Raw genomic sequence first — 22,663 nt, 5'->3', positions numbered from 1 at the left:
GTTTCGGTGACCAGCCCGCTTGCTGCCGCTTCCGCCGCGCCGCCGCGCATCGTCGACCTGTCGATGGCGATCGAGAACGATGTCCCGTCCGATCCGCCGGTGATGGAACCGCAGATCACCTATCACGGGCACCACCAGACCGCGCCGCAAATGGCCGCGTTCTTCCCCGGGCTGGGCACCGCCGACCTGCCCGGCGGCGAAGGCTGGGCGATCGAGGAACTGCGCCTGACCACGCACAACGGCACCCACATGGACGCGCCGTACCACTACCACTCGACGATGGACGGCGGCGCGCCGGCGATGACCATCGACGAAGTGCCGCTGGACTGGTGCCTGCGCCCCGGGGTCAAACTCGATTTCCGCCACCTGCCCGATGGCCACGTGGTCGGCGCGGCCGAGGTGGAGGCGGAACTGGCGCGCATCGGCCACGTACTGCGGCCGCTGGACATCGTGCTGGTCAACACCGCTGCCGCGGCCCGCTACGGCGAGCCGGCCTATGTGGACAGCGGTTGCGGCATCGGCCGTGAGGCCACCCTGTACCTGCTCGAACGCGGCGTGCGGGTCACCGGCACCGACGCGTGGAGCTGGGACGCACCGTTCAGCCATACCGCGCGCCGCTATGCACAAAGCGGCGACGCCAGCCTGATCTGGGAAGGCCACCGCGCCGGCATGCATACCGGCTATTGCCACATGGAAAAGCTGCGCAACCTGGAGACGCTGCCGGCGCACGGCTTCCGCGTGTGCTGCTTTCCGGTCAAGATCCGCCGTGCCTCCGCCGGCTGGACCCGCGCGGTCGCGCTGCTCGACGCCTGACCCGTCGCGCCGCCGGCGTCGGGGGAGTCGCCCCGTCGATCCGGCGCTGCCCGCGCGGCGGCCTGCCCGCGGTTGCAGCGCCGGCCCGGTCCGGTCCGTGCGGCCTGGCGCCGCCTCAGCCAGCGACGCGGAGCACGCCGTTCTGGCCGCCGGGCGGCAGGCCCTCGAATTGGGTCAGCGCGGCCACAAGTTCGGCGTGCAGGCGGATGCGGCCCATCTCGCGCATGATGCGGATGTCCTCGTGGCGCAGTTCGCGGTTGGCGACCACCTCGCGCTTGTAGTCGAGGATCTCAGGATACTTGCGCGCCATGTTCAGTGCATCGGCGACGCATTCCACCGTGTCGGCATCGGCGGACAGCGGTTCGCGGCTGTTGAAGGCAGTGAGCCAGCGCTCGAAGCCGGCGGTGCGGTCGAACATGTTGGCGATGAACCAGATCACGAACAGGATCGCCACCCACGAACTGAACACGATGACGATGCGCGAGAAGGTCACGTGATAGTCGTGTTGCCAGAGCTGGTTGGTGACGACCCCCAGGATGATCAGCGACATCGCCTGCCAGCCGATGATCGAGGCCACCAGCCATTGCTGCTTGGCCTTGGCCAGCAGCGCCACTTCGGCGCGCAACTCGGATTCGCTCTTGTGCTGCCAGTGCGCGACCTGTTCGGGGAACGCGCGCTGATGCAGCGCGTTGTCCTCCAGCAGCAACCCCAACCCCTTGAACAAAGCGATCATGACAGGCTCCTCGCAGATGCGATGACGGACGACGGTGTCGTTGACGATCTTGCGGCAGCTCCTTTCTAGCACAACGTCCTGCATCGGCATGCTGCAGTCGCACATGCGGGGCGCGCCGCCCGCTGCCATGGCGCGATGACCGCCATGCTGCGTACGCTCGCCGCACCTGCCTCTGCCCAGCTCCGCCGCTGGGTGCTGGCGCCTACCCGGGCGGCCACAGTGGCATCGACTACGACCGGCCGCACGGCGACGCCTGCCTGTTCGGCGCGGACAGCGTCACCTGGTGCATCCATGCCGAGTTCCCCGGCGGGCTGTGCGCGCGGTTGCTGCAGACCCTGCACCCGCTGGCGTTGGCCGGGGTCTACGACCACTCCAACTTCCGCCAGGACCTGGTCGGACGCCTGCGCCGCACCACCCAGTTCGTTGCCGCCACCCGCTACGCCCCGCTGGCCGAGGCGCAACGCCTGATCCAGCGCGTGACCGCGATCCACGCGCGGGTCCGCGGCCACACGCCCGATGACCACGCCTATGCCGCCGACGATCCGGCGCTGCCGACCTGGGTGCACGTCACCGAGGCCTATGGCTTCCTGCAGGGCGACCGCCGCTATTGCCGCGCGGCGCCGGCGACCATCGCCGATCGCTACTACGGCGCGGCGCGTGGCCGAGGCCTTGGGCGCACGGCCGGTGCCGGCGGCCTGCGAGCGCGAGGTGCTGGCGTACTTCGCGCAGGTGCGGCCGCAGTTGCGGATGGACGCGCGCGCGCGGTGCTCGCGGTGCTGGCCGGCCTGCGCCTGCCGGTGCCGACGCCGGGCCTGTTGCGCGTGTTGTTGCTCGGCGCCGGTGCGGCGCTGCCGCCGCCATGGGCGGACGCGATGCTGGGGCGCGGGCGCCGGCAGCGGGCACACGCAACGGCGGCGTCGCGGGTCCGGCAGCGGCTGGCGCCGCTGTTCCGCGCGTCGCGCGGCGGCGGCGTCGCGCACCGCGCCTGCCGGCGGGTCGGCATCGCCCCGCAGCGGCTGGCGCATTGGCCCGACTGACCGGGCCGCGGTGCGGCGCCGGAGACGGTCGCGGCGCAGGCTGAACCATGCGGCGGAAAACCGCCATGCCGTCGGCGCTGTATCGGCCGTCGGTCAAGATCGCGCCGCCCAGGCCGCTTTATGCAACACCGATGCAGCCCTGTTTCTTCACCGACAAAACGCGCGAGGGCGGTTCCACGCAGCGCCTGCGGCAGGCGTTGCGGGCGCCGCTGCGCGCGATCCTGGTCTCGGGCATGGCGCTGGCGGCGATGCTGGCCTGCGCGCCGGCCTGTGCGCTGGCGCAGGACCGCGCCGACCACCGCCCGGCCGCCGGCTGCCCCGCTGGCGGCGCCTTCGGCCTCCCGTTGCGGTGGCTGCCGGGCGTGCGGCGCGGCCCGCCGCCGGGCAGCGCGTCGTTGGGCAACGCGCACCACGGCCGCATCGGGCCGCGGCGGCTGGCGGTCAGTGGCGGGCATGTCTTCGCCATGCCGGCGGTCGCCGCCGCGGCGGTACGCGCGGTGCCGTCGGCCTGGCGGTGGCCGGCCATGGGCGCGGCCGCGGTCTGCCTGCTGTCCCTGGCCGGGTTCACCTACCTGCTGGGCCGCCTGCGCCGCGCCGAGCACCGCCAGCGGCGGGTGCTGGACCGGCTGCACCGGAGCGAGGAGGCGGAGGCGCGGTTGCTCGACGCCGAGCGCCAGTTCCGGCTGGTGTTCGAGCGCAATCCGCTGCCGTACTGGCTGTTCGCAGTGGACAGCCTGCGGTTCCTGGAGGTGAACCAGGCCGCGATCCGCCAGTACGGCTATAGCCGCGACGAGTTCCTGGGCATGACCCTGCTCGACCTGCGTCCGCCCAGCGACGCCGAGCGGCTGCTGCAGGACGTGCGCAAGCCGCGCGACGGGTTCGACGAGCCGAGCGTCTGGACCCACCGGCGCAAGGATGGCAGCCTGCTGTCGGTGCGGATCCACAGCGCCGACCTGGCGTTCGGCGGCATCGCGGCACGGCTGATCCTGGCCGAGGACGTCGGCCAGCGGGTGGCCGACGAGCGCGCGTTGGCGTTGCGCGCCAGCCACGACGTCGCCACCGGCCTGCTCAATCCGCGCGCGCTGGCCGAGGAGCTGGACGCGCGGCCGCAGGCGGACTATGCGGTGGTCTACGTGCAGCTGCGCGGTCTGGCGCTGATCGGCGATACGCTGGGCCGCGCCGCCGGCGACGCAGTGCGCTGCGCGCTGGCCGCGCGGCTGCGCGCGCTCGGCGCGCGTTTCGGGCTGACCGCGCACCAACCGTCGCAGGACTTCGTGCTGGCGGTGTTGGATCCACGGCAGTTGCCGCAGGCATTGCAGGCCTTGCTCGATGCGGTGTCCGCGCCGGTGCACGGCGGCGGCTTCAGCCAGCAGCTGCACGCGCATGTCGGCGTGGCGCTGTACCCGCAGGACGCCAGCGGCGCCGACGCGGTCATCGGCAGCGCCGCGCAGGCCGCGCACGCGGCGCAGGCCGACGGCCGCAGCGTCGCCCGCTTCGAGCGTGGCATGTCCGCGCGCATCGGCGAGCGTCTGCGCCTGGCCGGGCGCATCCACCAGGCGCTCGCGCGGCAGGAATTCCAGTTGTACTTCCAGCCGATCGTGCGCCTCGCCGACGGCGCGCCGCGCCTGCTCAAGGCGCTGATCCGCTGGCCGCAGGCGGACGGCAGCTTCATCGCCCCGGACCAATTCATCCAACTGTGCGAGGACACCGGGCTGATCCTGCCGCTGGGGCGCTGGCTGATGCGCGCCGCGGCGCAGGCGCGGCGCCAGCTGGCCCTGCACGGCTGGGCCGGGCTGCCGGTGGCGGTGAACGTATCGGCGTTGCAGTTCTTCGACGGCGACCTGGTCGCGGAACTGGAGCAGGCCTGTGCCGATGCCGGCGTGGGCGCCGACGGCCTGTGCCTGGAACTGACCGAAAGCAGCCTGATGCGGCAGCCGCAGCAGGCGCTGGACGTGCTGCGGCAGTTGCGCGCGCGGGGCGTGCGCGTGGCGCTGGACGACTTCGGCACCGGCTTCTCCAGCATGGCGCACCTGCGCGACCTGCCGCTGGACGCGATGAAGATCGACCGCAGCTTCGTCGCCGACGTGCACAGCGATGCGCGCAACGCCTCGATCTGCGAGGCGTTGCTGACCCTGGGCCACCGCCTCGGCCTGCAGGTGGTGGCCGAGGGCGTGGAGACCCAGGCGCAATTGCAGTGGCTGCGCACGCACGGGTGCGACCACGTGCAGGGCTACCTGCTCGGGCGGCCGGCGCCGCTGGCGCAGGTGATCGGCACGCTCGATCCACGCGCCGCGCTCACGACATGAGCTCGATGCCGTGTTGCGCGCCGGCGTCCGGCAACGGCGCGCCATCCCAGTAGCGGCGCAGCGGCGCGCGCACCAGATCCAGCGCGGTCGAGGCGGCGCGCGCGCCGGGGAAGCGCTGCTGGTTGCGCGACTGCAGCGCCAGCATGTGCCGGTCCTGCTCGCCGACTTTGCGCAGCAGCGGTCACACCAGCCAGCGCGCCGCCCACGCCGGCGCCCAGCGTACTGCCAGCGGATCGGCGCCCGGCAACAGCAGCGCTGGCGCGCGACCTGCTCCAATGCAATCGCTGCCAACAGCAGGCCTGCTCGACGCGCGGCACCTTGTTCGCCGATGCCACGTCGCCGTTGCGCAGCTGGTTCCTGGCGATCTACTCGCTCAGCCAGCACGGGAACGGCATCCCGGCCCTGGCGCTGCGCCGGCAGCTCGGAGCGGGCGAGGACACCGCCAGGCTGATCAAACACAACTGGATGCAGGCCAGGGTCGAACGCGAAGCCTGCTGCCATCCGTTGAGCGGGTATGTGCAACGGGACGACGCCTTGGGGGGTGGAGAGCGGCAGGGGGCGGGGCAGGCCGTGGCAGCCCGGGCAAGACCCGGTTCGTGGCTGCCGTTCCGTGCTCCCCGCAGGGACATCCCTGGCCATGCGCCGGGAGGCAGCGGCCGGTCTTCGCAAGGCCGACTGGCCTGCTGGGCCAGCCGCTCTGGGGCACCCGGCAGTGGAGTCGTTTCCGATGGCCTGAGCTGCTTCCAGGCGTGGCCCTGGCCGGATGCCACCATACCGCCATCCTCGACCGGGGCCGGCCGCTGCCAACAGAGCCGGCGCTCATCCGGGTCGACGCCCTGCTGGGCACCATCCAGAATGCCTGGCATGGCGCCATCACGCCTTGCCCCCGAAGTCCCTACAGCGCTACCTGAACGCGTTCTGCCATCGCTTCAACCGACGCGTGGACCTGGCGGCCTGGGTCCCACGATCGATCTGCGCCGCCCTCCACCGCGGCCCTATCGGCTCGCAGCGTTGGATGCGTGATGGGGGGAATCAGGTCCCGGTAAAACCCCGGTCGCGGCTGAAGCCGCTTACACGTGGCGCCATCGGCTGGCAGCATCGGCATCGAAAATGCGCTGGCTCAGGCGCCGCGGCGGCGGATCGGGATCGCCGACACCGGCACGGCGGCGATCTCGCTGCCGCCCTCGCGGATCGGCGTGCCCGGTGGCGGCGCCCAGGCATGGGCGTAGATCACTTCCCAGCTGCTGGGCAGCATGCCGTCGGCATTGCGCAATGGCTCGTAGGCGGCGTTGGCCGCGGCGAAGCGGCCGCGGCCGGTCAGGGTATGGCGGCGCGCGCGCAGGGCGTTGGTCGCGCCGATCGCGCGTAATTCGCGCATCAGCGCGGCGAGGTCGGGGTAGGTGAGCGTGAACAGGTCGCGGTCCAGCACCGGGTCGCGGAAGCCGGACAGCATCAGCGCATCGCCGAACTGCGCGATCGGCGCGAAGTGGTTCACGTGCGGCGTTTGGCGGTCGGCCTGCGCGAACGCCTCGCGCAGTTCGACCAGCGTGTCCGGGCCGAAGCTGGAGCACAGTAGCAGGCCGCCGGGCCGCAGCACGCGGCGGAAACCGGCGAACACCGAGGGCAGGTCCTCGACCCACTGCAGGCACAGGTTGCTGAAGATCACATCGACGCTGCGTTCGGCCAGCGGCAGCGCGCGCGCGTCGGCGCAGACGCGGCCGAACGACTTCCACCAGCCGGCCTGGCGCTTGGCCTGGTGCAGCATCGGCAGCGCCTGGTCGAGCGCGATCACCTGCGCGCGCGGCCAGCGCTTCTTCATCGTCGCGGCGGCGTGCGCCGGGCCGCTGCCCACGTCCAGCACCACCTGCGGGATGCGTTCACCGAGATAGTCCAGCGATTCGAGCAGGCGCTTCTCGACCTCGTGCTGCAGGGCCGCGGCGGCGGCGTAGCCGGCGGCGGCGCGGGAGAACGCGCGGCGGATGTGGTTGGCGTCGAACGAGGCAGGATCCATCGGCGCATTATCGCGCCCCCGCGCACGGGTGCAAAGCGCGCGGGGCCAACTGCAGCTCGAGACACCGCGCGACCGTGACGGCAGCGTTGAGCCGCAATTGGCGCAGAAGCGGCAGGTGCGACTGGTGGGAATGGAAGCGGAGATGTTGGCCTTGTACGCCAAGGGAATGACGACACGGGACATTGCGTCGGCGCTGATGGATTTGTCTGGAGTGACGATCTCTCATGCGTTGATCGCACAGGTCACCGGTGCGGTGCTTGACGAAGCGCGGGCATGGCAAACCCGGCCGCTGGAAGCAATTGATCCGCTGATGTGGCTGGACGGGATCGTGGTGAAAGTGCAGCACAACAAACAGGTGGTGAACGAATCGCCACATGTGGTGCTGGTAAACTTGCGCGGGGAGAGGGAAGTGCTGGGCCTGTGGTTGGCCGACAGCGAAGGCGCCAAGTGCTGGCTATCGGTGTTGACTGAGTTGCGCCAGCGCGGTGTGCAGGACGTGCATGTGGCCAGCATGGATGGCTTGAAAGGGCTGCCTGAGGCGGTCAATGCCGTGTTCCCGAAGCCGCTGACTGCGTTGTGCATCGTGCACTTGGTGCGAGCCAGTTTAGCTATGCGGCGGCCAGGGACGGCAAGGCGGTGGTGGTCGCACTGCGGCGCGTATACACCTCTGCCACGGCCGAGGAAGCGAACCGGGAGATGGATGCCTTGGCGGTCGATCGGGGTGGTAAATACAAGGCGGTGGTGCGCTTGTGGCGCGAGGACCGGGCCAACATCATCCCGTTCTTCCAGTTCTTGCCGGAGATCGGCAAGGTTATTGGCACGACCAACGCGATTGAGTCGCTGAACATGGCGATGCGCAAATACACACGTATTCGGCGCATTTTTCCAATTGACGAGTCGGCGCTAAGTCGCTATTGCTGGCGATCGGCGTAGCCTCGAAGAATTGGAAAGCGATCCATCATTGGAGGCCTGCGTTGCAGAGCTTTCAGGTGATGTTCGGCCAAGAGCGTGCGCCGCTGCATGCGCTATGAAAATCCCGCTTACACAGTTCCGTTGACAGACCCACCGAGGGAATGCAGGCAGGCACGTCTGCGTCGTGCCGCTGGCGGGTGCCCTGTCGGCGGGGCGGCAGCCCCGACGGCACCCGAAGCCGGAACGCTCGCGGTTGCGCTCGTCGCGGTTGAAACCGCTCCAGGGGGCCGGCGATTGGCTGGCGGGTGCACTGTGGGAGGGGGCTCTGGGCGGCCTCGGGCCATCAGCCGCGGCAGGGTCCCACGCCCGCAAACGCATCCCACGCTCGCCACCATCCTGCGCATCGCCGCCGCTCCGATCATCCCCCGCCAGCACCGTCCGTGTACCGTTACCGGACCCGCTTGCCCGCCCCGCCCCGCCATGAGCACCTACCACCTACAGTCCGTGTTCCGCCCCGCCTCGGTCGCCATCGTCGGCGGCAGTCCGCGCGAGCGTTCGGCCGGGCGCGCGGTGGTGCGCAACCTGCGCGCAGCGGGCTTCCCCGGACGGATCGGTTGGGTCAGCCCGCGCTATCGCCAGATCGACGGCGTGCCGACCGTGCGCCGGCTCACCGACCTGCCGTGGGTCCCGGACCTGGTGGTCGTCACCGCGCCGGCGCGGATCGTGCCGCGCATCGTCGCCATCGCCGCGCGGCGCGGCGCGGCTGCGGCGATCATCCTCACCGCCGGGCTCGGCGCCGGCGCCGGCTCGGCGGCGGCGCGGGTCGAGGCGGCGGCACGCGCCAAGGGCCTGCGCATCCTCGGCCCGCATTGCCTGGGCGTGATCGCCCCGCACGCCAGGCTCAACGCCAGCATCGCCGCGCACTGCCCGCAGCCCGGCGACCTGGCGCTGATCTCCGAATCCAGCGCCATCGCCGCCGCCTTGGTGGAGTGGGGCGTGGCGCGGTCGGTCGGCTTTTCCGCAGTGGTCTCGCTGGGCGATGCGCTGGACGTGGACTTCGGCGATCTGCTCGACCATTTCGCCACCGACCACCGCACCCGCGCGATCCTGCTGTACGTCGAACACATCCGCGACGCGCGCAAGTTCATGTCCGCCGCGCGCGCCGCGGCGCGCGCCAAACCCGTCGTGGTGGTGAAGTCAGGGCGCCAGCTGCGCATCGATCCCGCTGCCGACACCCACGTGCAGGCGCTGGCCGGTTCCGATGCGGTCTACGGCGCGGCCTTCGCCCGCGCTGGCCTGCTGCGCGTGCGCGCGCTGGACGAGCTGTTCGCCGCGGCCGAGACCCTGGGCCGGCTCGGCACCTTCCCCGGCCGGCGCCTGGCCATCCTCAGCAACGGCGGCGGCGTCGGCCGCCTGGCGGTGGACAGGCTGGCCGATCTCGGCGGCACCCTGGCCGCACTGTCGCCACAGACCCTGCAACGCCTGGAGCAGGCGCTGCCGCAGGAGTGGTCGCACGCCAATCCGGTGGACATCGTGGTCGACGCCGACGGCGAGCGCTACGCCGCTGCCGCCGAAGCGTTGCTGGCCGACTCGGAGAACGACGCGGTGCTGGTGGTCAACGTGCCGACCGCATTCACCTCATCGGCCGATGCGGCGCAAGCGCTGACCCGCGCGCTCGGCCTGCGTCCGCGCCACCACCGCGACAAGCCGGTGTTCGCGGTCTGGCTCGGCAACGACGAAAGCGCCACCGCCGCGCTCAACGCCGCGCGCATTCCCACCTACGCCACCGAGGCCGACGCGGTGCGCGGCTTCATGCACCTGGTGCGCTACCGCGAAGCGCAGGCGGCGCTGATGGAGACTCCGCCCAGCCTGCCGGCGGATTTCGCGTTCGACGCGGCCGCCGCGCGCGGTATTGTCGACGCCGCGCTGGCCGCCGGCCAGACCTGGCTCGACCCATTGGCCGCCACTGGGCTGCTCGCCGCCTACGGCATTCCCACCGCCCCGGTGGTCCACGCCGCCAGCGCCGCCGAGGCCGCGCGCGCGGCCGCGCCGATGCTGGCCGAGGGCCTGGCGGTCGCGGTGAAGATCCATTCGGCCGACATCCCGCACAAGTCCGACGTGGACGGGGTGCGCCTAAACCTGGTCAGCGCGGGGGCGGTGCAGGACGCCGCCGCCGGCATCCTCGCCCGCGCCCGCGCCGCGCGCCCGGACGCGCACATCGATGGCGTGCTGGTACAGCCCACGCTGCTGCGGACCAAGGCGCGCGAACTGATCGCCGGCATCGCCGACGATCCCACCTTCGGCCCGGTGATCGTGTTCGGCCGCGGCGGCACCGCGGTGGAGGTGATCGACGACAAGGCGCTGGCGCTGCCGCCGCTGGACCTGCGCCTGGCCCACGAATTGATCGGCCGCACCCGCGTCAGCCGCATCCTCAAGGCCTACCGCGACGTGCCCGCGGCCGACGAGCGCGCGGTGGCGATGGTGCTGGTCAAGCTGGCGCAGCTGGCCGCGGACCTGCCGGAGATCCGCGAGCTGGACATCAACCCGCTGCTGGCCGACCGTGAAGGGGCGATCGCGGTGGACGCGCGCGTGGCGGTGGCGCCGCCGCGGCGCCTGCACAAGGGCCGCGGCCATCCGCGCTTCGCCATCTTCCCGTATCCCAAGCAATGGGAACGGCGCATCGCGCTCAGCGACGGCGCCACCGCCTTCGTGCGCCCGGTGCGTCCGGAGGACGATGCCTTGTTCCGCAGCTTCTTCGCCCGCGTCACCGACGAGGACCTGCGCCTGCGCTTCTTCCAGGCGGTCAAGCATTTCAACCACGAATTCATCGCCCGCCTGACCCAGCTCGACTACGCCCGCTCGATCGCCCTGGTGGCGATCGAACCGAAGACCAGCGACATGCTCGGTGCGGTGCGCCTGCATGCCGACGCCGACTACGACCGCGGCGAATACGGCATCCTGATCCGCTCCGACCTCAAGGGCCACGGCATCGGCTGGCAGCTGATGCGGATCATGATCGAGTACGCCGGCTGGCTCGGCCTCAACGTGGTCGAGGGCCAGGTCCTGCGCGAGAACCGCACCATGCTGGCGATGTGCGCGCAACTGGGCTTCAAGGCCATCCCGGATCCGGACGACGCTACGCTGATGAACGTGGTGCTGTCGGTGGGGAAGGGGTGAGGATGTAGACGCCTCGAACGGCGTGACGCATGTTGCGGCAGCACGCCCGGGGCGTGGGGCCGAACCGGCCGCTGCCATGGCGGTGGCGGTCGGCCCGGAGCGCTTTTGTATATGCATCGCCGTGGCCTGCATCGCCGTTGCCGGCGTTCAGTACAATCCCAGCGCGAGATCGCCGGTCTTGCCGATGGCGCTGAACGCCAAAGCCCCGCACTTGCCGGGCACCGCACCGGCAAAAGCCGCGGCCTTGACGATCCCGATCGCAGCGTTTCCATAAGGCGCCGGGCCGCCGCTATCGCCGAGAAAACACGCAATCTCCTCGTCAACCGCCACTTGGTAGGCTCTGGGATTGCAGACTTTCCCGTTGCAATCATCCTTGCCGAATTTATAGGCGTTACTCGATACGATGCCGCACGACCGTCCAGTCTGCAGCCCACGGTGACAGAGATCATCAGCGGCGGCAACGATGGCGGTGTGGGTGATGGCAACTCCGCAATAGAAGCATGTGTGGCGCGCGACTATTTCGCCGAGAGGCCGGTATTCCGCTAACAGGAAAGAGTGCCATGCAGGATCATGTTCGGCGCCGAAAATTTGATTGCCATCTGTCAGCTTCGCCGTGACCTGCTGGCCGCTTTCTTTGTCGGACCAATCGCCGTAAGGCAGGTTCTTCCCGCAATGTGCGGCGGCGATGATGCCCCACTGGGCGGTCGCCTTGTTGCGCACGATGAGGCCGCCTGTGCACTGGTTTCTTGTGCCGAGGTTGAGAATCTGCGAGCCAGCAAGCACGTGAGGTGCGTCTGCCGCGGCGCCTGCCGCAGGCGATGCGTCCAGCACGGATGGAGGTTGCTGCTTAGGGCCTGTTAACACTAATGGCCCGAGCGTTTAAACTATCGGGCATGGAGATCACGCCAGCACAATTTTCCCTAATCGAACACTGCCTGCCGGCACAGCGCGGCAATGTCAGCATGACCAACCTGCAAGTGGTCAACGCCATCCTTTACGTTGCCGAGCATGGCTGCAAATGGCGCGGCCTGCCCAAGCGCTTTGGCAACTGGCACACGGTGTACACACGCATGAACCGCTGGGCCAAGGCGGGTGTGCTGGACCGGATGTTGGTCCAATTGCAGAAGTCCCAGATCGTGCGCATCAAAATCGAAGCAATCTCGCTGGACTCCACCAGCATCAAGGTGCATCCCGATGGCACGGGCGCATTAAAAAAAACGGTCCGCAGGCCGTCGGCAAGTCCCGCGGTGGATGGAATACCAAGATTCATATGGTTGCCGCAGATGCTCGAACAGCCATCACCTTTGGATTGACGCCTGGTAACGTGCATGACGCACCTGCAGGCCGCACGTTGCTTGAACACCTGGGGCCAGTGGAGCGGCCGATTCATTTGTTGATGGACCGTGCCTACGAAGGCAACCAAACCCGCCAGTTGGCGCTCGATCTTGGCTTCGTGCCGGTGGTCCCGCCGAAATCCAATCGGGTCGAGCCTTGGGAATACAACCGGGAGATGTACAAGCGGCGCAACGAAGTGGAGAGACTGTTCCGTCGCCTGAAAGGCTACCGCCGGATTTTCTCGCGCTTCGAGAAGCTGGATGCCATGTTCCTTGGATTCCTCAGCTTCGTCCTGGTCGTTGATGGGCTTCGGATGTGTTAACAGGCCCTAGAATCTGCTCATGATCTTTCCAGATCACTGCAGACTTTGCTGATACCCAAAAGACAGTATCCAAGCGACATGAGCCGTGACCGTTTCGAACGGATCCTTCCGATCCTGGAACAGGCGCGCAAGCGCACCAGGCCCCGCCGCGTAGACCTGTTATGAGGTGTGGTGCGCCGTGCTTTACCTGTTACGCACCGGATGCCCTTGCCCAGCGACTTTCCGCAGTGGCGTACGGTGCACGCGTACTTGGCCAAGTGGAGCGAGCCAGACGATGAAGGAATGAGCCTGCTGGAGCGGGCGCTCAAAAAATGGTTCTTCACCCAAGTCCGGGGAAGGCCGCCCTGATCTTCAGGAAGAAGGAGTGATTCAGGAAGAAGGAGTGATCATCGCGGTGGCCATAGGCGATGCGCTTGATGACCTTGATCTTGTTGTGGACGCCCTCGACCAGATGGGTGCCCAGAGGCCAGCGACAGTGCGCCAGGATGCCCAGCAGGTACGGCTCCAGCCGGCCGACGAAGACCTTCAGTGGCTCCAGGCCGCTGCGCAGGACACGAGGTTTCCAGCTCTTCCAGATCTTGCGCGCCCACGCCTGGCTGCGGCAGCGCCATCGCTGCTTGAGGTCGTCCTTGAGCAGGTAGACCGCCAGCAAGGCGCGGTTGGCTGCCAGCAGTGCGTCCAGGCCAGCCCGACCCAACGCGCCGCCTGCACGGTCGAGGTCGCCGTGCACAGCCGCGCCACGTTGTCGGCCAGCCGGCGCGTCGGGCCGGCGTGCCGATCCAGCCAATCCAGGCGCTCCGAACGCGGCCCGCCGCCCATGCAGGCCAGGCGCCACCGCGGTACCCGTCATTCCACCGCATGCTCGAACACCGGCAGGTCGCGGAGACCACGCACGCTGCAATCGTGGATCGCGCTGACCACCTCGTGGCAGCCCGAGCAACGACGCGCGGCATCGGCCTGTGGCACCAGATCCAGGATCCACCCACGGCCGTTACCCGGCTGCTCCTACCGCCAACCCGACACCCCATTCCCCTCCCCGCCACCCAACGGCGCAATACCCTCCCCGGCGGCCACGGCCGATCGCCATTTTGTTGCCTCGACAACGACACTAATGCTGACGGTCGGCCGTGCGCCTTTCCACTCGGTTGGGTGAAGAACCCGAAAAAATCCTCCGTACCTGCCGATTTAATGACGCAGTAAGATTAGTAGGGTGATCTGACTACTGCCGGCCAGTCACGTCGCTGGCAAGGCCGGGCGTGCACGGCGTTGGCCAGGCAAGTGGCACGCCGACACGGCCGATAACATCGACCGCTGCCGCAGCCATCTCAAGCACCGCGGCATCACCGCGCGCATCGCGCGCAACGACGGGCTGGGACGCCAGCGCTGGGTGCTCGATCGCACCCATGCCTGGTTCGCCGCGATGGGCAAGCTGCACATTCGCTTCGAGCGCAGGATCGATATCCATCTTGCAGGGCTGTGGCTTGCTTGCTCCATCAGCTGCCTGCGGCTTCTTTCAGAGTTTTGTTAGCCGCTCTTAGAGCAACGAGCGCAATCGATCGTGGACGATTACCTTCGATATCCCCATGGCAAGGCCATCGTCTTACTTGCCGACCAGCAGTTTGTGCAAGAGATGTCCATGCACCTGAACGCCATCTTGGATGGCAGGCTAGGGGGAATCGGAAATCGGCAGTCGTGCCGTGGGCATCGGTTCCTTTATGAATGATGCCACCGTACGACAAGCTTTCCAGAAATTTTCGCAAGAGAGCGAAGAGCCGAAATTTTTGATTATGACGCCACCACGGATTGTCGGCCTAGGCATCCAAATCGTGACGTGCTACGTGACTTGCAGCGTTTCTCCCGCGATGCGAGTAAGCGCGGCCCCGCTAGTTTCTCGGCCAAGGCCGGGCAAGGGCGGCGGCCGCATTGTCGACTACGTCGATCATTCATGGGACATGGAGGAATTCGTCGGATCTACGATCTGAAAATAGTTCGTAGCCGACATATTGGTGTTGCACTGGGATAAACGTTATATGCTCTGTTTTTTGAGTTTTAAGTATTCAGTAGGTCAGTAATCGCGGGAGCACTTATCGCTGTGTGGGCCATCGCCTTTGTGCCTTCACTCGCGCCGCACAATTAGGCATGAAAGGGCGCTGGAAAGCGCCGGCCGGTCCAAGGCTCTGCACCAGGTTCTCCGCTGACACTGAGCTGCGCCGATCAGAAGAGTTCCATCTGCGGGGTCTCCGGCCGAGGCGGGCGGAACTGGCTGGTGTCTAGCTTCGGCATCCTGCCGAATCCAAGGCGGCGGTATGCGGATGCGAATCGCTGCGCGATGAGCTGCGCGAATGGGCCTTCGCCAACCATGCGTTTGCCGAAGCTGCTGTCGTAGTCCTTGCCGCCGCGCATCTGCTGGATAAGGCTCATGACGTGCTTGGCCCGGTCCGGGTAGTGCAACTCAAGCCATTCGCGCCACAGCTGGGTCAGCTCGTGCGGCAAGCGTAACAGGACATATCCTGCGGAGCGCGCGCCGTGCTCCCTGGCTGCTTCCAGGATATGCTCAAGCTTCCTGTCGCTGATCATCGGGACCACCGGCGCCACCAGCACGCCCACCGGAATGCCGGCCTCGTGCAGTGCCCGCATCGCGCGCAGCCGCGCATGCGGTGCAGCTGCGCGGGGTTCCATCTTCGCCGCCAAACGATTGTCCAGCGTCGTCACTGAGAAGTGCACGGACACTAGATTGCGCTGCGCCAGCCTAGTCAGTATGTCGATGTCGCGCTCTATTAGCGCCGCCTTGGTGACAAAGCTGACCGGATGCCGCGCATCGGCTAGGACCTCCAGGCATGCTCGCGAAATGCAATGACGCCGCTCGGCGGGCTGATAGGCGTCGGTGTTGATGCCAAGTGCGATAGGCGAGCATGCATATGAGGGGCGCGCAATCTCAGCGCGCAGCAACGCCGCAGCGTTGGACTTTGCGAAGATCCGCGTTTCAAAATCCAAGCCCGGCGACAGATCCAGATAAGCGTGCGAGGGCCGGGCGAAGCAATAAACACATCCATGCTCACAGCCCTTATAGGGGTTCACAGAATGGGAGAATCCCACGTCCGGTGAACTGTTGTGGCTGATGATGCTTCTCGCATTCTCCTCCTTCACAACGGTTTTGGGCCGGCTGGGGGACTCAGCATCTGGTTCCAAAGAACCCCAGCCGTCATCTACCTCGACTGAAGTGGTAACTGCAAATCGACCAGGCACGTACGACGTCGTACCTCGGCCTTTGATGGCCGTCCGCGCGCTTCGGACATCTCGGCCGGCCAGATCATCGGTTGCCTCTACAGGGTCGCTTTTCTTCCACATGCCGTTAGTATTAGTGCTAACGACGCGTGTTGCAATCGCTCTCAATGAAGCTGAGCAGCAAGTAGGCCGTCCGTGAAATGGGGGTGAACCCCTGCTAACAGGCGGCGTCATGTGCCGACTCTCGCGTTTCTCGTATGCCCGTGTCACGGAAGCCCGCAAGCCGTCGCGCCGCCGGCGGCCGAACTCAGCCTCGCGCCCCGACATGCTCCGCGTGATAGCGCACTGCCTCGGCCACTTCGTTCCTGGAACCCAGGAACACCGACACGCGTTGGTGCAGCTGGTCGGGCTGGATGGCGAGAATGCGCGCGCGGCCGGTGCTGGCGGCGCCGCCGGCCTGCTCGACCAGCAGGCCCATCGGGTTGGCTTCGTACATCAGGCGCAGCTTGCCGGCCCTGCCTGGATCCTTCTGGTCCCAGGGGTAGATGAAGATGCCGCCGCGGGTGAGGATGCGGTGCACGTCGGCGACCATGCTCGCGATCCAGCGCATGTTGAAGTTCTTGCCGCGGGCGCCCTCGCTGCCGGCGAGCAGGTCGGCGACGTAGTGTTGCATTGGCGCTTCCCAGTGGCGCTGGTTGGACATGTTGATCGCGAATTCGGCAGTGTCCTCGGGAATGCGCATGTCGGCTTGGGTCAGCAGGAAACTGCCCTCCTCGCGTTCGAGGGTGAAGGCGTGGGTGCCGTGGCCCAGGGTCAGCACCAGCATGGTGCTGGGGCCGTAGATGCAGTAGCCGGCAGCGACCTGGGCGGTACCGGGCTGCAGGAAGTGTTCGTCGCCGGGCTTGTCGGCGCCGGGCGGGGCGCGCAGCACCGAGAAGATGGTGCCGACGGAGACGTTGACGTCGATGTTGGAGCTGCCGTCCAGCGGATCGAACAGCAGCAGGAAGTCGCCGCTGGGATACTTGTCGGGGACCGGCTGGCTGTGGTCCATCTCTTCCGACGCGCAGGCGGCCAGGTGCCCGCCCCAGGCGTTGGCTTCGAGCAGGATGTCGTTGCTGAGCACGTCCAGCTTCTTCTGCGCCTCGCCCTGCACGTTGCCGGTGCCGGCATCGCCGAGCACGCCGCCCAGCGCGCCCTTGCTGACTGCGATGGAGATGCGCTTGCAGGCGCGCGACACGATGGTGATGAGCTGGCGCAGTTCCGGCCCGATACGGCCGGCGTGCTGTTCTTCGATCAGGAAGCGGGTCAGCGAGGTTCGCGACATGGGCGCAGGCAGCCTTTGGTGGGGGAGGCGCCTATTGTCGCGGCTGTTGCATGAGATTTCGATTAGCGGACGCGCAATCGCGCCGCACGCAGGGAGATTGGCGGTCGGCGCGCGCCGTGCGCGATGGCACGGGACCGCCGCAGGCACCGGCGGCAGGCTGTCACACGCGCATAAAAAAGCCGGAAGCGCATGCGCTTCCGGTGATGTGTCGCACCACTGCGCGCGATCAGCCCTTGTGTACCGCGGCCACGGCCCGGGTCACGTAGTCCAGGTTGTTCCGGCTCAGCGCGGCCACGCAGATGCGGCCGGTGCCGACCGCGTAGATGCCGAATTCCTCGCGCAGCCGGTCCACCTGCGCCTTGCTCAGGCCCGAGTAGGAGAACATGCCCGCCTGCTGCTGGATGAAGCCGAACTCCGGCGCGCCGAGCGCGGCCAGTTTCTGCACCATGCCGGCGCGCAGCGCGTGGATGCGCTCGCGCATCTCGGTCAGTTCCTGCTCCCACATCGCGCGCAGCTCGGGGCTGTTCAGCACGCCGGCCACCAGTGCGGCGCCGTGGGTGGACGGGCTGGAGTAGATCGTGCGGATGATGCGCTTGACCTGCGACTGCACCGCCTTGCTCTCGGCCGCGGTGGCCGAGACCACCGACAGCGCGCCGACGCGCTCGCCATACAGCGAGAACGACTTGGAGTACGAGCTGGCGACCACGTAGCTGTCCACGCCGGCCTCGGCCAGCAAGCGCACCGCGTAGGCGTCGGCGTCGATGCCCTTGTCGAAGCCCTGGTAGGCGATGTCGACGAACGGGAACAGCTGGCGCTCCTTCAGCAGCGCGGCGACCGTGCGCCATTGCTCCCGGGTCAGGTCGGCGCCGGTCGGGTTGTGACAGCAGGCGTGCAGCAGCACCACCGCGCCCGGCGCGAGTTTGTGCAGGTCGGCGAGCATGCCGTCGAAATTCAGGCCGTGCGTGGCGGCATCGAAGTAGGTGTAGTCGACCACCTCGAAACCGGCGGCCGAGAACACCGCGCGGTGGTTCTCCCAGCTCGGGTTGCTGATCGCGATGGTCGCGTTGGACAGCAGTTTTTTCAGCAGGTCCGCGCCCACGCGCAGCGCGCCGCTGCCGCCGACGGTCTGCGAGGTGGCGACGCGGCCGGCCGCCAGCAGCGGCGAGTCGGCGCCGAACAGCAGCTTCTGCGTGGCCAGGTCGTACGCCGGCAGGCCGTCGATCGGCAGGTAGCCGCGCGGCTTGGCGTCCTGCGCCAGCTGCTGCTCGATCTGCTGCACGGCGCGCAGCAGCGGAATGCGGCCGCTCTCGTCGTAATAGATGCCCACGCCCAGGTTGACCTTGGTCGGGCGGGAATCGGCGTTGTAGACCTCGGTCAGGCCCAGGATCGGGTCGCCTGGGATCTGTTCCACGTTTGCAAAGAAGGACACGGCGGTACTCGTTCGTTGACGAAGGGTGGGGGCCGGGAGGGGGCCGGAGCCGGCGCGGTCAAAGGCCTCATCCTAGCAAACGCAGGTCTTGCGCGGGGTTTTGCGCCGCGCCGCGTGCCGCCCGGCGGCGGTTCCCGATAATGCGCGCATGCCCCATCCTCATCGCCTCGTTCTGCTCTGCGGCCTCTGCGCCGCGGGGCTGTCGCCCGTCGTCTGCGCCGCCGATGCCGATCCCACCACCCTGCCGGTCGTGCAGGTCCAGGCCGCGCGGGTCGGCGGGGTGGACGATTTCGACCTGCCGGCCTCGCTGACCGCGATCCCGCTGGGCGACAGCAACCGCACCGGCGTGCAGGTCGCCGAGGCCTTGTCCGGCGTGCCCGGGCTGCTGGCGCGCGACCGCCAGAACTATGCGCAGGACACCCAGCTGTCGATCCGCGGCTTCGGCGCGCGCTCGGCGTTCGGCGTGCGCGGCGTGCGCCTGCTGCTGGACGGCATCCCGGCGACGATGCCGGACGGCCAGGGCCAACTGTCGCACTTCAACCTGCTCGGCGCCGAGCGCATCGAGGTGCTGCGCGGCCCGTTCTCGGCGCTGTACGGCAACTCCTCCGGCGGCGTGCTGCAGCTGTGGAGCGCCGATGGCGCGCCCGAGGACCCGTGGCAGCTGCGCACCACCTTCGGCAGCAATGGCACCTACAGCGCAGGGGCGCAGTTGCAGGGCCAGCAAGGCGACGTCCACTACAACGTGGCCGCCACCCACTTCCGCACCGACGGCTACCGCGACCACACCCAGACGCGGCGCGAGTCGGTCAACGCCAAATTCGGCTTCGGCCTGGCCCCGGGCCGGCGCCTGGACCTGGTGCTGAACTCCCTGGACGCGCCGTGGGCGCAGGATCCGCTGGGCCTGACTCGCGCCCAGTTCCATGCCGATCCGCGGCAGGCCACCGCGGTGGCGACCCAGTTCGATACGCGCAAGTCCGCGCGCCAGGCGCAGGCCGGGGCGATCTTCGCCCAGCAGCTGGACCAGCAGACCTGGCGGCTGATGGGCTATGCCGGGCGCCGCGACGTGCAGCAATACCTGGCGGTGCCGGCCAATCCACTGCATGCCGGCGGGCTGATCGACCTGGACGGGGACTACGGCGGCGTCGATGCGCGCTGGGCCTGGCAGGGCGCGCTCGGCGGGCGTCCGTTCCAGTTCACCGTCGGCGCCAATGCCGACCGCCAGAAGCAGCACCGCACCGGCTACGAGAACTTCGTCGGCAGCACGCTGGGAGTGAAGGGGCGGCTGCGCCGCGACCAGGAGGACCGGGTGCAGAACGTGGACCAGTTCGCCCAGGCCTGGTGGCAGTTCAGCGACCGCTGGTCGCTGTTGGCCGGGCTGCGCCACAGCCAGGTGCGGTTCCGCTCCGACGACGCCTACATCGTCGGCCGCAATCCCGACGACAGCGGTCGCACCGACGACGCGGCGACCACGCCGGTGGCCGGGCTGCTGTTCCGCGCCAGCGACGCGTTGCGCGTCTACGCCTCGGCCGGGCGCGGCTTCGAGACGCCGACCTTCAACGAACTGGGCTACCGCAGCGGCGGGGGCGCCGGCCTGGCGCTGGACCTGTCCGCGGCCAGGAGCGAGAACCTGGAACTGGGCGCGAAATGGCGCGACCAGGCCGGTGCGGCGTGGGAAGCGGCGCTGTTCCGCGCCGACACCGACGACGAAATGGCGGTGGCCAGCAACACCAACGGCCGCAGCACCTACCGCAACATCGGCCGCACCCGCCGCCAGGGCGCCGAGGCCAGCTACCTGCCGCCGCTCGGGGAGACCGCGCAGCTGCAGCTGTCCTATACCTGGCTGCAGGCGACCGTGCGCCAGACCTACCTGACCTGCGCCGGCAGCGGCTGCGCCACGCCCACCGCGCCGGTGGCGGCCGGTTCGCGCCTGCCTGGCCTGCCGCGCCAGCAGTTCTTCGCGCGCTGGCAGTGGCAGCCGCGCGCCTGGCAGTTCGCGGTCGAAGCCGTGGCGGCCGGCGACACCGTGGCCAACGACCTGGCCACCGAAACCGCCCCCGGCTATGCGTTGCTGAACCTGGAGGCCTCGCGCCGCTGGAGCACCGCGCGCGGCGCGCTGCGCACCTTCGCGCGCATCGACAACGCGCTCGACCATGCCTACATCGGTTCGGTCATCGTCAACGACGCCAATGGCCGTTACTACGAGCCGGGACCGGACCGTGGCTATACCGTCGGACTGCAATGGGATTTTGCGCACTGAGGTTGTCGTAGCGGTGGCTGCGCGGATACGACCGCTGCGCGGCTGCCCACGCCCATTCTTTGGGATACGCTCATGAAAACCGCATCGCTGCTGGTGCTTGCCGCCCTCGCACCGGCCACCGCACTGACCGCCTCCGTCAACGGCCAGGACGTGGAAGCCTATTGCGCGACCCGCTGCGGCCACTGATGGTTCGTCGCCGAGCCGGAAAGCGATGTGTTCGTGCTGAAGAAGGCGGTCAAGGGAAAGCGGGTCGCGCTGGAATACGCCACCAAAGCCAATGGCGACCGCATCGCCGGTCCAGGCCCGGACGAGCGGCTGCTGTTCGTGAAGAGCTTGGACTCAAGTTCCCAGTGCAACACCTCACAGAGCGCAGGAGGTTGCGCTGGGCAAACAGTCCAGTCATCTGCGTGTTGAGGAACGCGCGGTGCTGCAGGTGGAGCGCGATCGAGGAACGCGCTTGCGCAAGATCGGTCGCCGGTGGGGATGCCGTGCATCGACGCCGAGCCGCCAGGTCGGTGGTGTGCAAGGGCCGGTGTCCTGTGCGCACGCGGCGGCTGTGGCCTATCGCTCGCGCCGCTCGCGCTGCGTGCGCCCTCGCCGGCCCCTGGAAGGTTCGTCGTTGTTCCCGTGCGTCGATGAGCGCCTGGTGTACGAGCGCTGGTCGCCACAGCAGATCGCGGCCGCACGGCGGGACAGGCATCCGGACGCTTCCAGCCAGCGGGTCAGCCACGAGAGGATCGCTGCGGCGATCGACACGCAGCGGGGGGGGTGGTCTGAAGAAGGCGCTGATCCATGCATGGAGAGGGGGCCAGCCCACACCAGGTCGCAGGCGCACGACAGCGGCGGTGCGCTCGTGGGCGCCGGAGGAACTGCGCATCGTGCATGGCCCGGACCCCGTGGAGCGGCGCCTGGCGCCGGGGCATGGGGAGGGCGCCCTGATCGAAGGCGCGTTCAACCGTTCATGCGTGGGCGCACTGGTGGAACGCAAGACCCGCTTGGTGGTGCTGTGCAGGATGGACGGTGGCACGGCGCAGGCGGCGGTCGAGGGGTTTCCCCGGCAGATGAAGCAGCGGCCGGCCTTCCTGGGTGAGAGCCCGACCGACGACCGCGGAACGGACCTGCTACGAGGAACGGATGCAGCGGTTGAACAGCCAGGTCTGGTTCGCCGATCCGCACGCACCGTGGCAGCGCGGAAGCAATGAGAACACCAACGGTCTACTTCGCCAGTTCCTGCCCAAGGGGGCGGACCTATCCGCCGTCAGCCAGGAATACCTCAATCACATCGCGTTGCTGATGAACACTCGCCCTCGCCAGACACTTGGCTGGAAGACGCCTAGCGAGGCAATGGAAGCGGACATCGCAGCGTTCAAATCACGTGTTGCACTTGATTCTTGAGACCGCCCACTGCACGTTCGGGGCGAATTCGAGCAGGGTCAGGAAGTCGCGTTCGAGCGTGGATTCGAACTGCGCCGGGACCGGCGCCTTGCGGGAGGCGACAATGCCGGTGACGTTTCGGTAGTTCATGGGGATGCGGCGGACAGGCATGTTCTACAACCCATTCCGAACGAACAATGTAAAATCCGATCCGTTCCGACGGATCGGAGCCTGGCATTCCGACGCAGCGATGGGAAAAGAGCCTTTCATGGCGTCCCTTAGTCTAATCGAGCGTTGGAAATGACAGCCGCCTGAGCCCCCGAAGCCGATCCTGCTACGGCTGCCTGCGCGCGTGCTGCGCCGACCGGCGCGTGCGCCTGCCGTGGCCTGCACCGGCAGCATTCACAC

18 protein-coding genes and 4 pseudogenes are annotated in these 22,663 nt (G+C 68.2%); 12 read left to right on the top strand and 10 right to left on the bottom strand.

The window, feature by feature from the left end; genetic code table 11:
- The first annotated feature begins 6 nt into the window (after positions 1–6).
- Positions 7–813: a cyclase family protein gene (locus G4Q83_RS17175; protein ID WP_211288257.1), complete on the top strand. Its 807-nt coding sequence runs from the start codon at positions 7–9 to the stop codon at positions 811–813.
- 115 nt (positions 814–928) lie between these two features.
- Here G4Q83_RS17175 and G4Q83_RS17170 read toward each other — a convergent pair whose 3' ends face one another.
- Entirely contained in the window at positions 929–1,546 is a 618-nt protein-coding gene (locus tag G4Q83_RS17170; RefSeq protein WP_128419102.1) for a hypothetical protein, read from the bottom strand.
- A 323-nt stretch (positions 1,547–1,869) separates the two neighbouring features.
- Between G4Q83_RS17170 and G4Q83_RS17165 the strand changes: the two genes are divergently transcribed.
- Positions 1,870–2,583, top strand: coding sequence for an oxygenase MpaB family protein (locus tag G4Q83_RS17165; protein WP_158254962.1), 714 nt, complete (start codon positions 1,870–1,872; stop codon positions 2,581–2,583).
- 131 nt (positions 2,584–2,714) lie between these two features.
- Entirely contained in the window at positions 2,715–4,889 is a 2,175-nt protein-coding gene (locus tag G4Q83_RS17160) for a putative bifunctional diguanylate cyclase/phosphodiesterase (protein ID WP_246432142.1), read from the top strand.
- Here G4Q83_RS17160 and G4Q83_RS17155 read toward each other — a convergent pair.
- Both G4Q83_RS17155 and bioC read right to left on the bottom strand, forming a co-directional pair.
- A complete protein-coding gene (locus G4Q83_RS17155) occupies positions 4,879–5,034 on the bottom strand; it encodes a hypothetical protein (protein ID WP_246432141.1) in 156 nt (51 codons plus the stop codon). The two genes, G4Q83_RS17160 and G4Q83_RS17155, sit on opposite strands and share 11 nt — an antisense overlap.
- Positions 5,035–6,009: 975 nt before the next feature.
- On the bottom strand, positions 6,010–6,900 hold the full coding sequence (gene bioC, locus G4Q83_RS17150) for a malonyl-ACP O-methyltransferase BioC (protein WP_128419103.1): 891 nt from the start codon (positions 6,898–6,900) through the stop codon (positions 6,010–6,012).
- Positions 6,901–6,913: 13 nt separating this feature from the next.
- On the opposite strand from bioC, the pseudogene G4Q83_RS17145 reads away from it, so the two are divergent.
- Positions 6,914–7,931 (top strand): annotated as a pseudogene (locus G4Q83_RS17145) (IS256 family transposase); the annotation flags it as partial.
- A 361-nt stretch (positions 7,932–8,292) separates the two neighbouring features.
- Positions 8,293–10,989: a bifunctional acetate--CoA ligase family protein/GNAT family N-acetyltransferase gene (locus tag G4Q83_RS17140; protein ID WP_128419104.1), complete on the top strand. Its 2,697-nt coding sequence runs from the start codon at positions 8,293–8,295 to the stop codon at positions 10,987–10,989.
- 147 nt (positions 10,990–11,136) lie between these two features.
- Here G4Q83_RS17140 and G4Q83_RS17135 read toward each other — a convergent pair whose 3' ends face one another.
- Positions 11,137–11,820, bottom strand: a complete 684-nt coding sequence (locus G4Q83_RS17135) for a chymotrypsin family serine protease (RefSeq protein ID WP_128419105.1) — start codon at positions 11,818–11,820, stop codon at positions 11,137–11,139.
- Between the two features lie 62 nt (positions 11,821–11,882).
- Between G4Q83_RS17135 and G4Q83_RS17130 the strand changes: the two genes are divergently transcribed.
- A protein-coding gene (locus G4Q83_RS17130) for an IS5 family transposase (protein WP_246432140.1) occupies positions 11,883–12,646 on the top strand; the annotation gives its coding sequence in 2 pieces (ribosomal slippage) (positions 11,883–12,198 and positions 12,198–12,646; 765 coding nt in all).
- Between the two features lie 78 nt (positions 12,647–12,724).
- Positions 12,725–12,958, top strand: a pseudogene (locus G4Q83_RS17125) (transposase); the annotation flags it as partial.
- 7 nt (positions 12,959–12,965) lie between these two features.
- Here G4Q83_RS17125 and G4Q83_RS24790 read toward each other — a convergent pair.
- Together G4Q83_RS24790 and G4Q83_RS24785 are read right to left on the bottom strand one after the other, a co-directional pair.
- Positions 12,966–13,283, bottom strand: a complete 318-nt coding sequence (locus G4Q83_RS24790; protein ID WP_425509775.1) for a transposase — start codon at positions 13,281–13,283, stop codon at positions 12,966–12,968.
- The gene (locus tag G4Q83_RS24785) at positions 13,172–13,465 is read right to left on the bottom strand and encodes a helix-turn-helix domain-containing protein (RefSeq protein WP_128422014.1); all 294 of its coding nucleotides are present in this window, start codon (positions 13,463–13,465) and stop codon (positions 13,172–13,174) included. Before G4Q83_RS24785 ends, G4Q83_RS24790 begins: the two co-directional genes overlap by 112 nt.
- Before the next feature lie 418 nt (positions 13,466–13,883).
- Between G4Q83_RS24785 and G4Q83_RS17115 the strand changes: the two are divergent.
- Both G4Q83_RS17115 and G4Q83_RS17110 read left to right on the top strand, forming a co-directional pair.
- Positions 13,884–14,174: pseudogene (locus tag G4Q83_RS17115) on the top strand (IS5/IS1182 family transposase); the annotation flags it as partial.
- Positions 14,175–14,343: 169 nt separating this feature from the next.
- Positions 14,344–14,628, top strand: a complete 285-nt coding sequence (locus G4Q83_RS17110; RefSeq protein ID WP_146095472.1) for a hypothetical protein — start codon at positions 14,344–14,346, stop codon at positions 14,626–14,628.
- A gap of 232 nt (positions 14,629–14,860) precedes the next feature.
- Here G4Q83_RS17110 and G4Q83_RS17105 read toward each other — a convergent pair whose 3' ends face one another.
- The 3 genes from G4Q83_RS17105 to G4Q83_RS17095 all read right to left on the bottom strand — a co-directional run bounded on the left by G4Q83_RS17105 (position 14,861) and on the right by G4Q83_RS17095 (position 18,624).
- On the bottom strand, positions 14,861–15,994 hold the full coding sequence (locus G4Q83_RS17105; RefSeq protein WP_128421708.1) for a PA0069 family radical SAM protein: 1,134 nt from the start codon (positions 15,992–15,994) through the stop codon (positions 14,861–14,863).
- Positions 15,995–16,178: 184 nt separating this feature from the next.
- Positions 16,179–17,195, bottom strand: coding sequence for a class 1 fructose-bisphosphatase (locus tag G4Q83_RS17100; protein WP_128421707.1), 1,017 nt, complete (start codon positions 17,193–17,195; stop codon positions 16,179–16,181).
- A 226-nt stretch (positions 17,196–17,421) separates the two neighbouring features.
- Entirely contained in the window at positions 17,422–18,624 is a 1,203-nt protein-coding gene (locus G4Q83_RS17095; protein WP_128421706.1) for an amino acid aminotransferase, read from the bottom strand.
- Positions 18,625–18,772: 148 nt separating this feature from the next.
- Between G4Q83_RS17095 and G4Q83_RS17090 the strand changes: the two genes are divergently transcribed.
- From G4Q83_RS17090 to G4Q83_RS23630, 3 genes and pseudogenes are all read left to right on the top strand, one after another.
- Complete coding sequence (locus G4Q83_RS17090) at positions 18,773–20,881, top strand: TonB-dependent receptor family protein (RefSeq protein WP_170069206.1); 2,109 nt, start codon at positions 18,773–18,775, stop codon at positions 20,879–20,881.
- Between the two features lie 213 nt (positions 20,882–21,094).
- On the top strand, positions 21,095–21,295 hold the full coding sequence (locus tag G4Q83_RS17085) for a hypothetical protein (protein ID WP_128421705.1): 201 nt from the start codon (positions 21,095–21,097) through the stop codon (positions 21,293–21,295).
- A gap of 738 nt (positions 21,296–22,033) precedes the next feature.
- Positions 22,034–22,276 (top strand): annotated as a pseudogene (locus tag G4Q83_RS23630) (IS30 family transposase); the annotation flags it as partial.
- On the opposite strand, the gene G4Q83_RS17075 reads toward G4Q83_RS23630, so the two are convergent.
- Positions 22,253–22,405: a hypothetical protein gene (locus G4Q83_RS17075; RefSeq protein WP_211288276.1), complete on the bottom strand. Its 153-nt coding sequence runs from the start codon at positions 22,403–22,405 to the stop codon at positions 22,253–22,255. The pseudogene G4Q83_RS23630 and the gene G4Q83_RS17075 overlap by 24 nt on opposite strands.
- Between the last annotated feature and the right edge of the window lie 258 nt (positions 22,406–22,663).

Source organism: Xanthomonas theicola, assembly GCF_014236795.1.
Lineage (GTDB): Bacteria > Pseudomonadota > Gammaproteobacteria > Xanthomonadales > Xanthomonadaceae > Xanthomonas_A > Xanthomonas_A theicola.
This window is presented reverse-complemented; position numbering and strand designations above follow the sequence as displayed.

Coding starts and splice junctions, on each gene's coding strand:
- G4Q83_RS17170 (WP_128419102.1), bottom strand. CDS start 1,546: ATGATCGCTTTGTTCAAGGGGTTGGGGTTGCTGCTGGAGGACAACGCG.
- G4Q83_RS17160 (WP_246432142.1), top strand. CDS start 2,715: ATGCAGCCCTGTTTCTTCACCGACAAAACGCGCGAGGGCGGTTCCACG.
- G4Q83_RS17155 (WP_246432141.1), bottom strand. CDS start 5,034: ATGCTGGCGCTGCAGTCGCGCAACCAGCAGCGCTTCCCCGGCGCGCGC.
- bioC (WP_128419103.1), bottom strand. CDS start 6,900: ATGGATCCTGCCTCGTTCGACGCCAACCACATCCGCCGCGCGTTCTCC.
- G4Q83_RS17140 (WP_128419104.1), top strand. CDS start 8,293: ATGAGCACCTACCACCTACAGTCCGTGTTCCGCCCCGCCTCGGTCGCC.
- G4Q83_RS24785 (WP_128422014.1), bottom strand. CDS start 13,465: ATGGGCGGCGGGCCGCGTTCGGAGCGCCTGGATTGGCTGGATCGGCAC.
- G4Q83_RS17105 (WP_128421708.1), bottom strand. CDS start 15,994: ATGTGGAAGAAAAGCGACCCTGTAGAGGCAACCGATGATCTGGCCGGC.
- G4Q83_RS17100 (WP_128421707.1), bottom strand. CDS start 17,195: ATGTCGCGAACCTCGCTGACCCGCTTCCTGATCGAAGAACAGCACGCC.
- G4Q83_RS17090 (WP_170069206.1), top strand. CDS start 18,773: ATGCCCCATCCTCATCGCCTCGTTCTGCTCTGCGGCCTCTGCGCCGCG.
- G4Q83_RS17075 (WP_211288276.1), bottom strand. CDS start 22,405: ATGAACTACCGAAACGTCACCGGCATTGTCGCCTCCCGCAAGGCGCCG.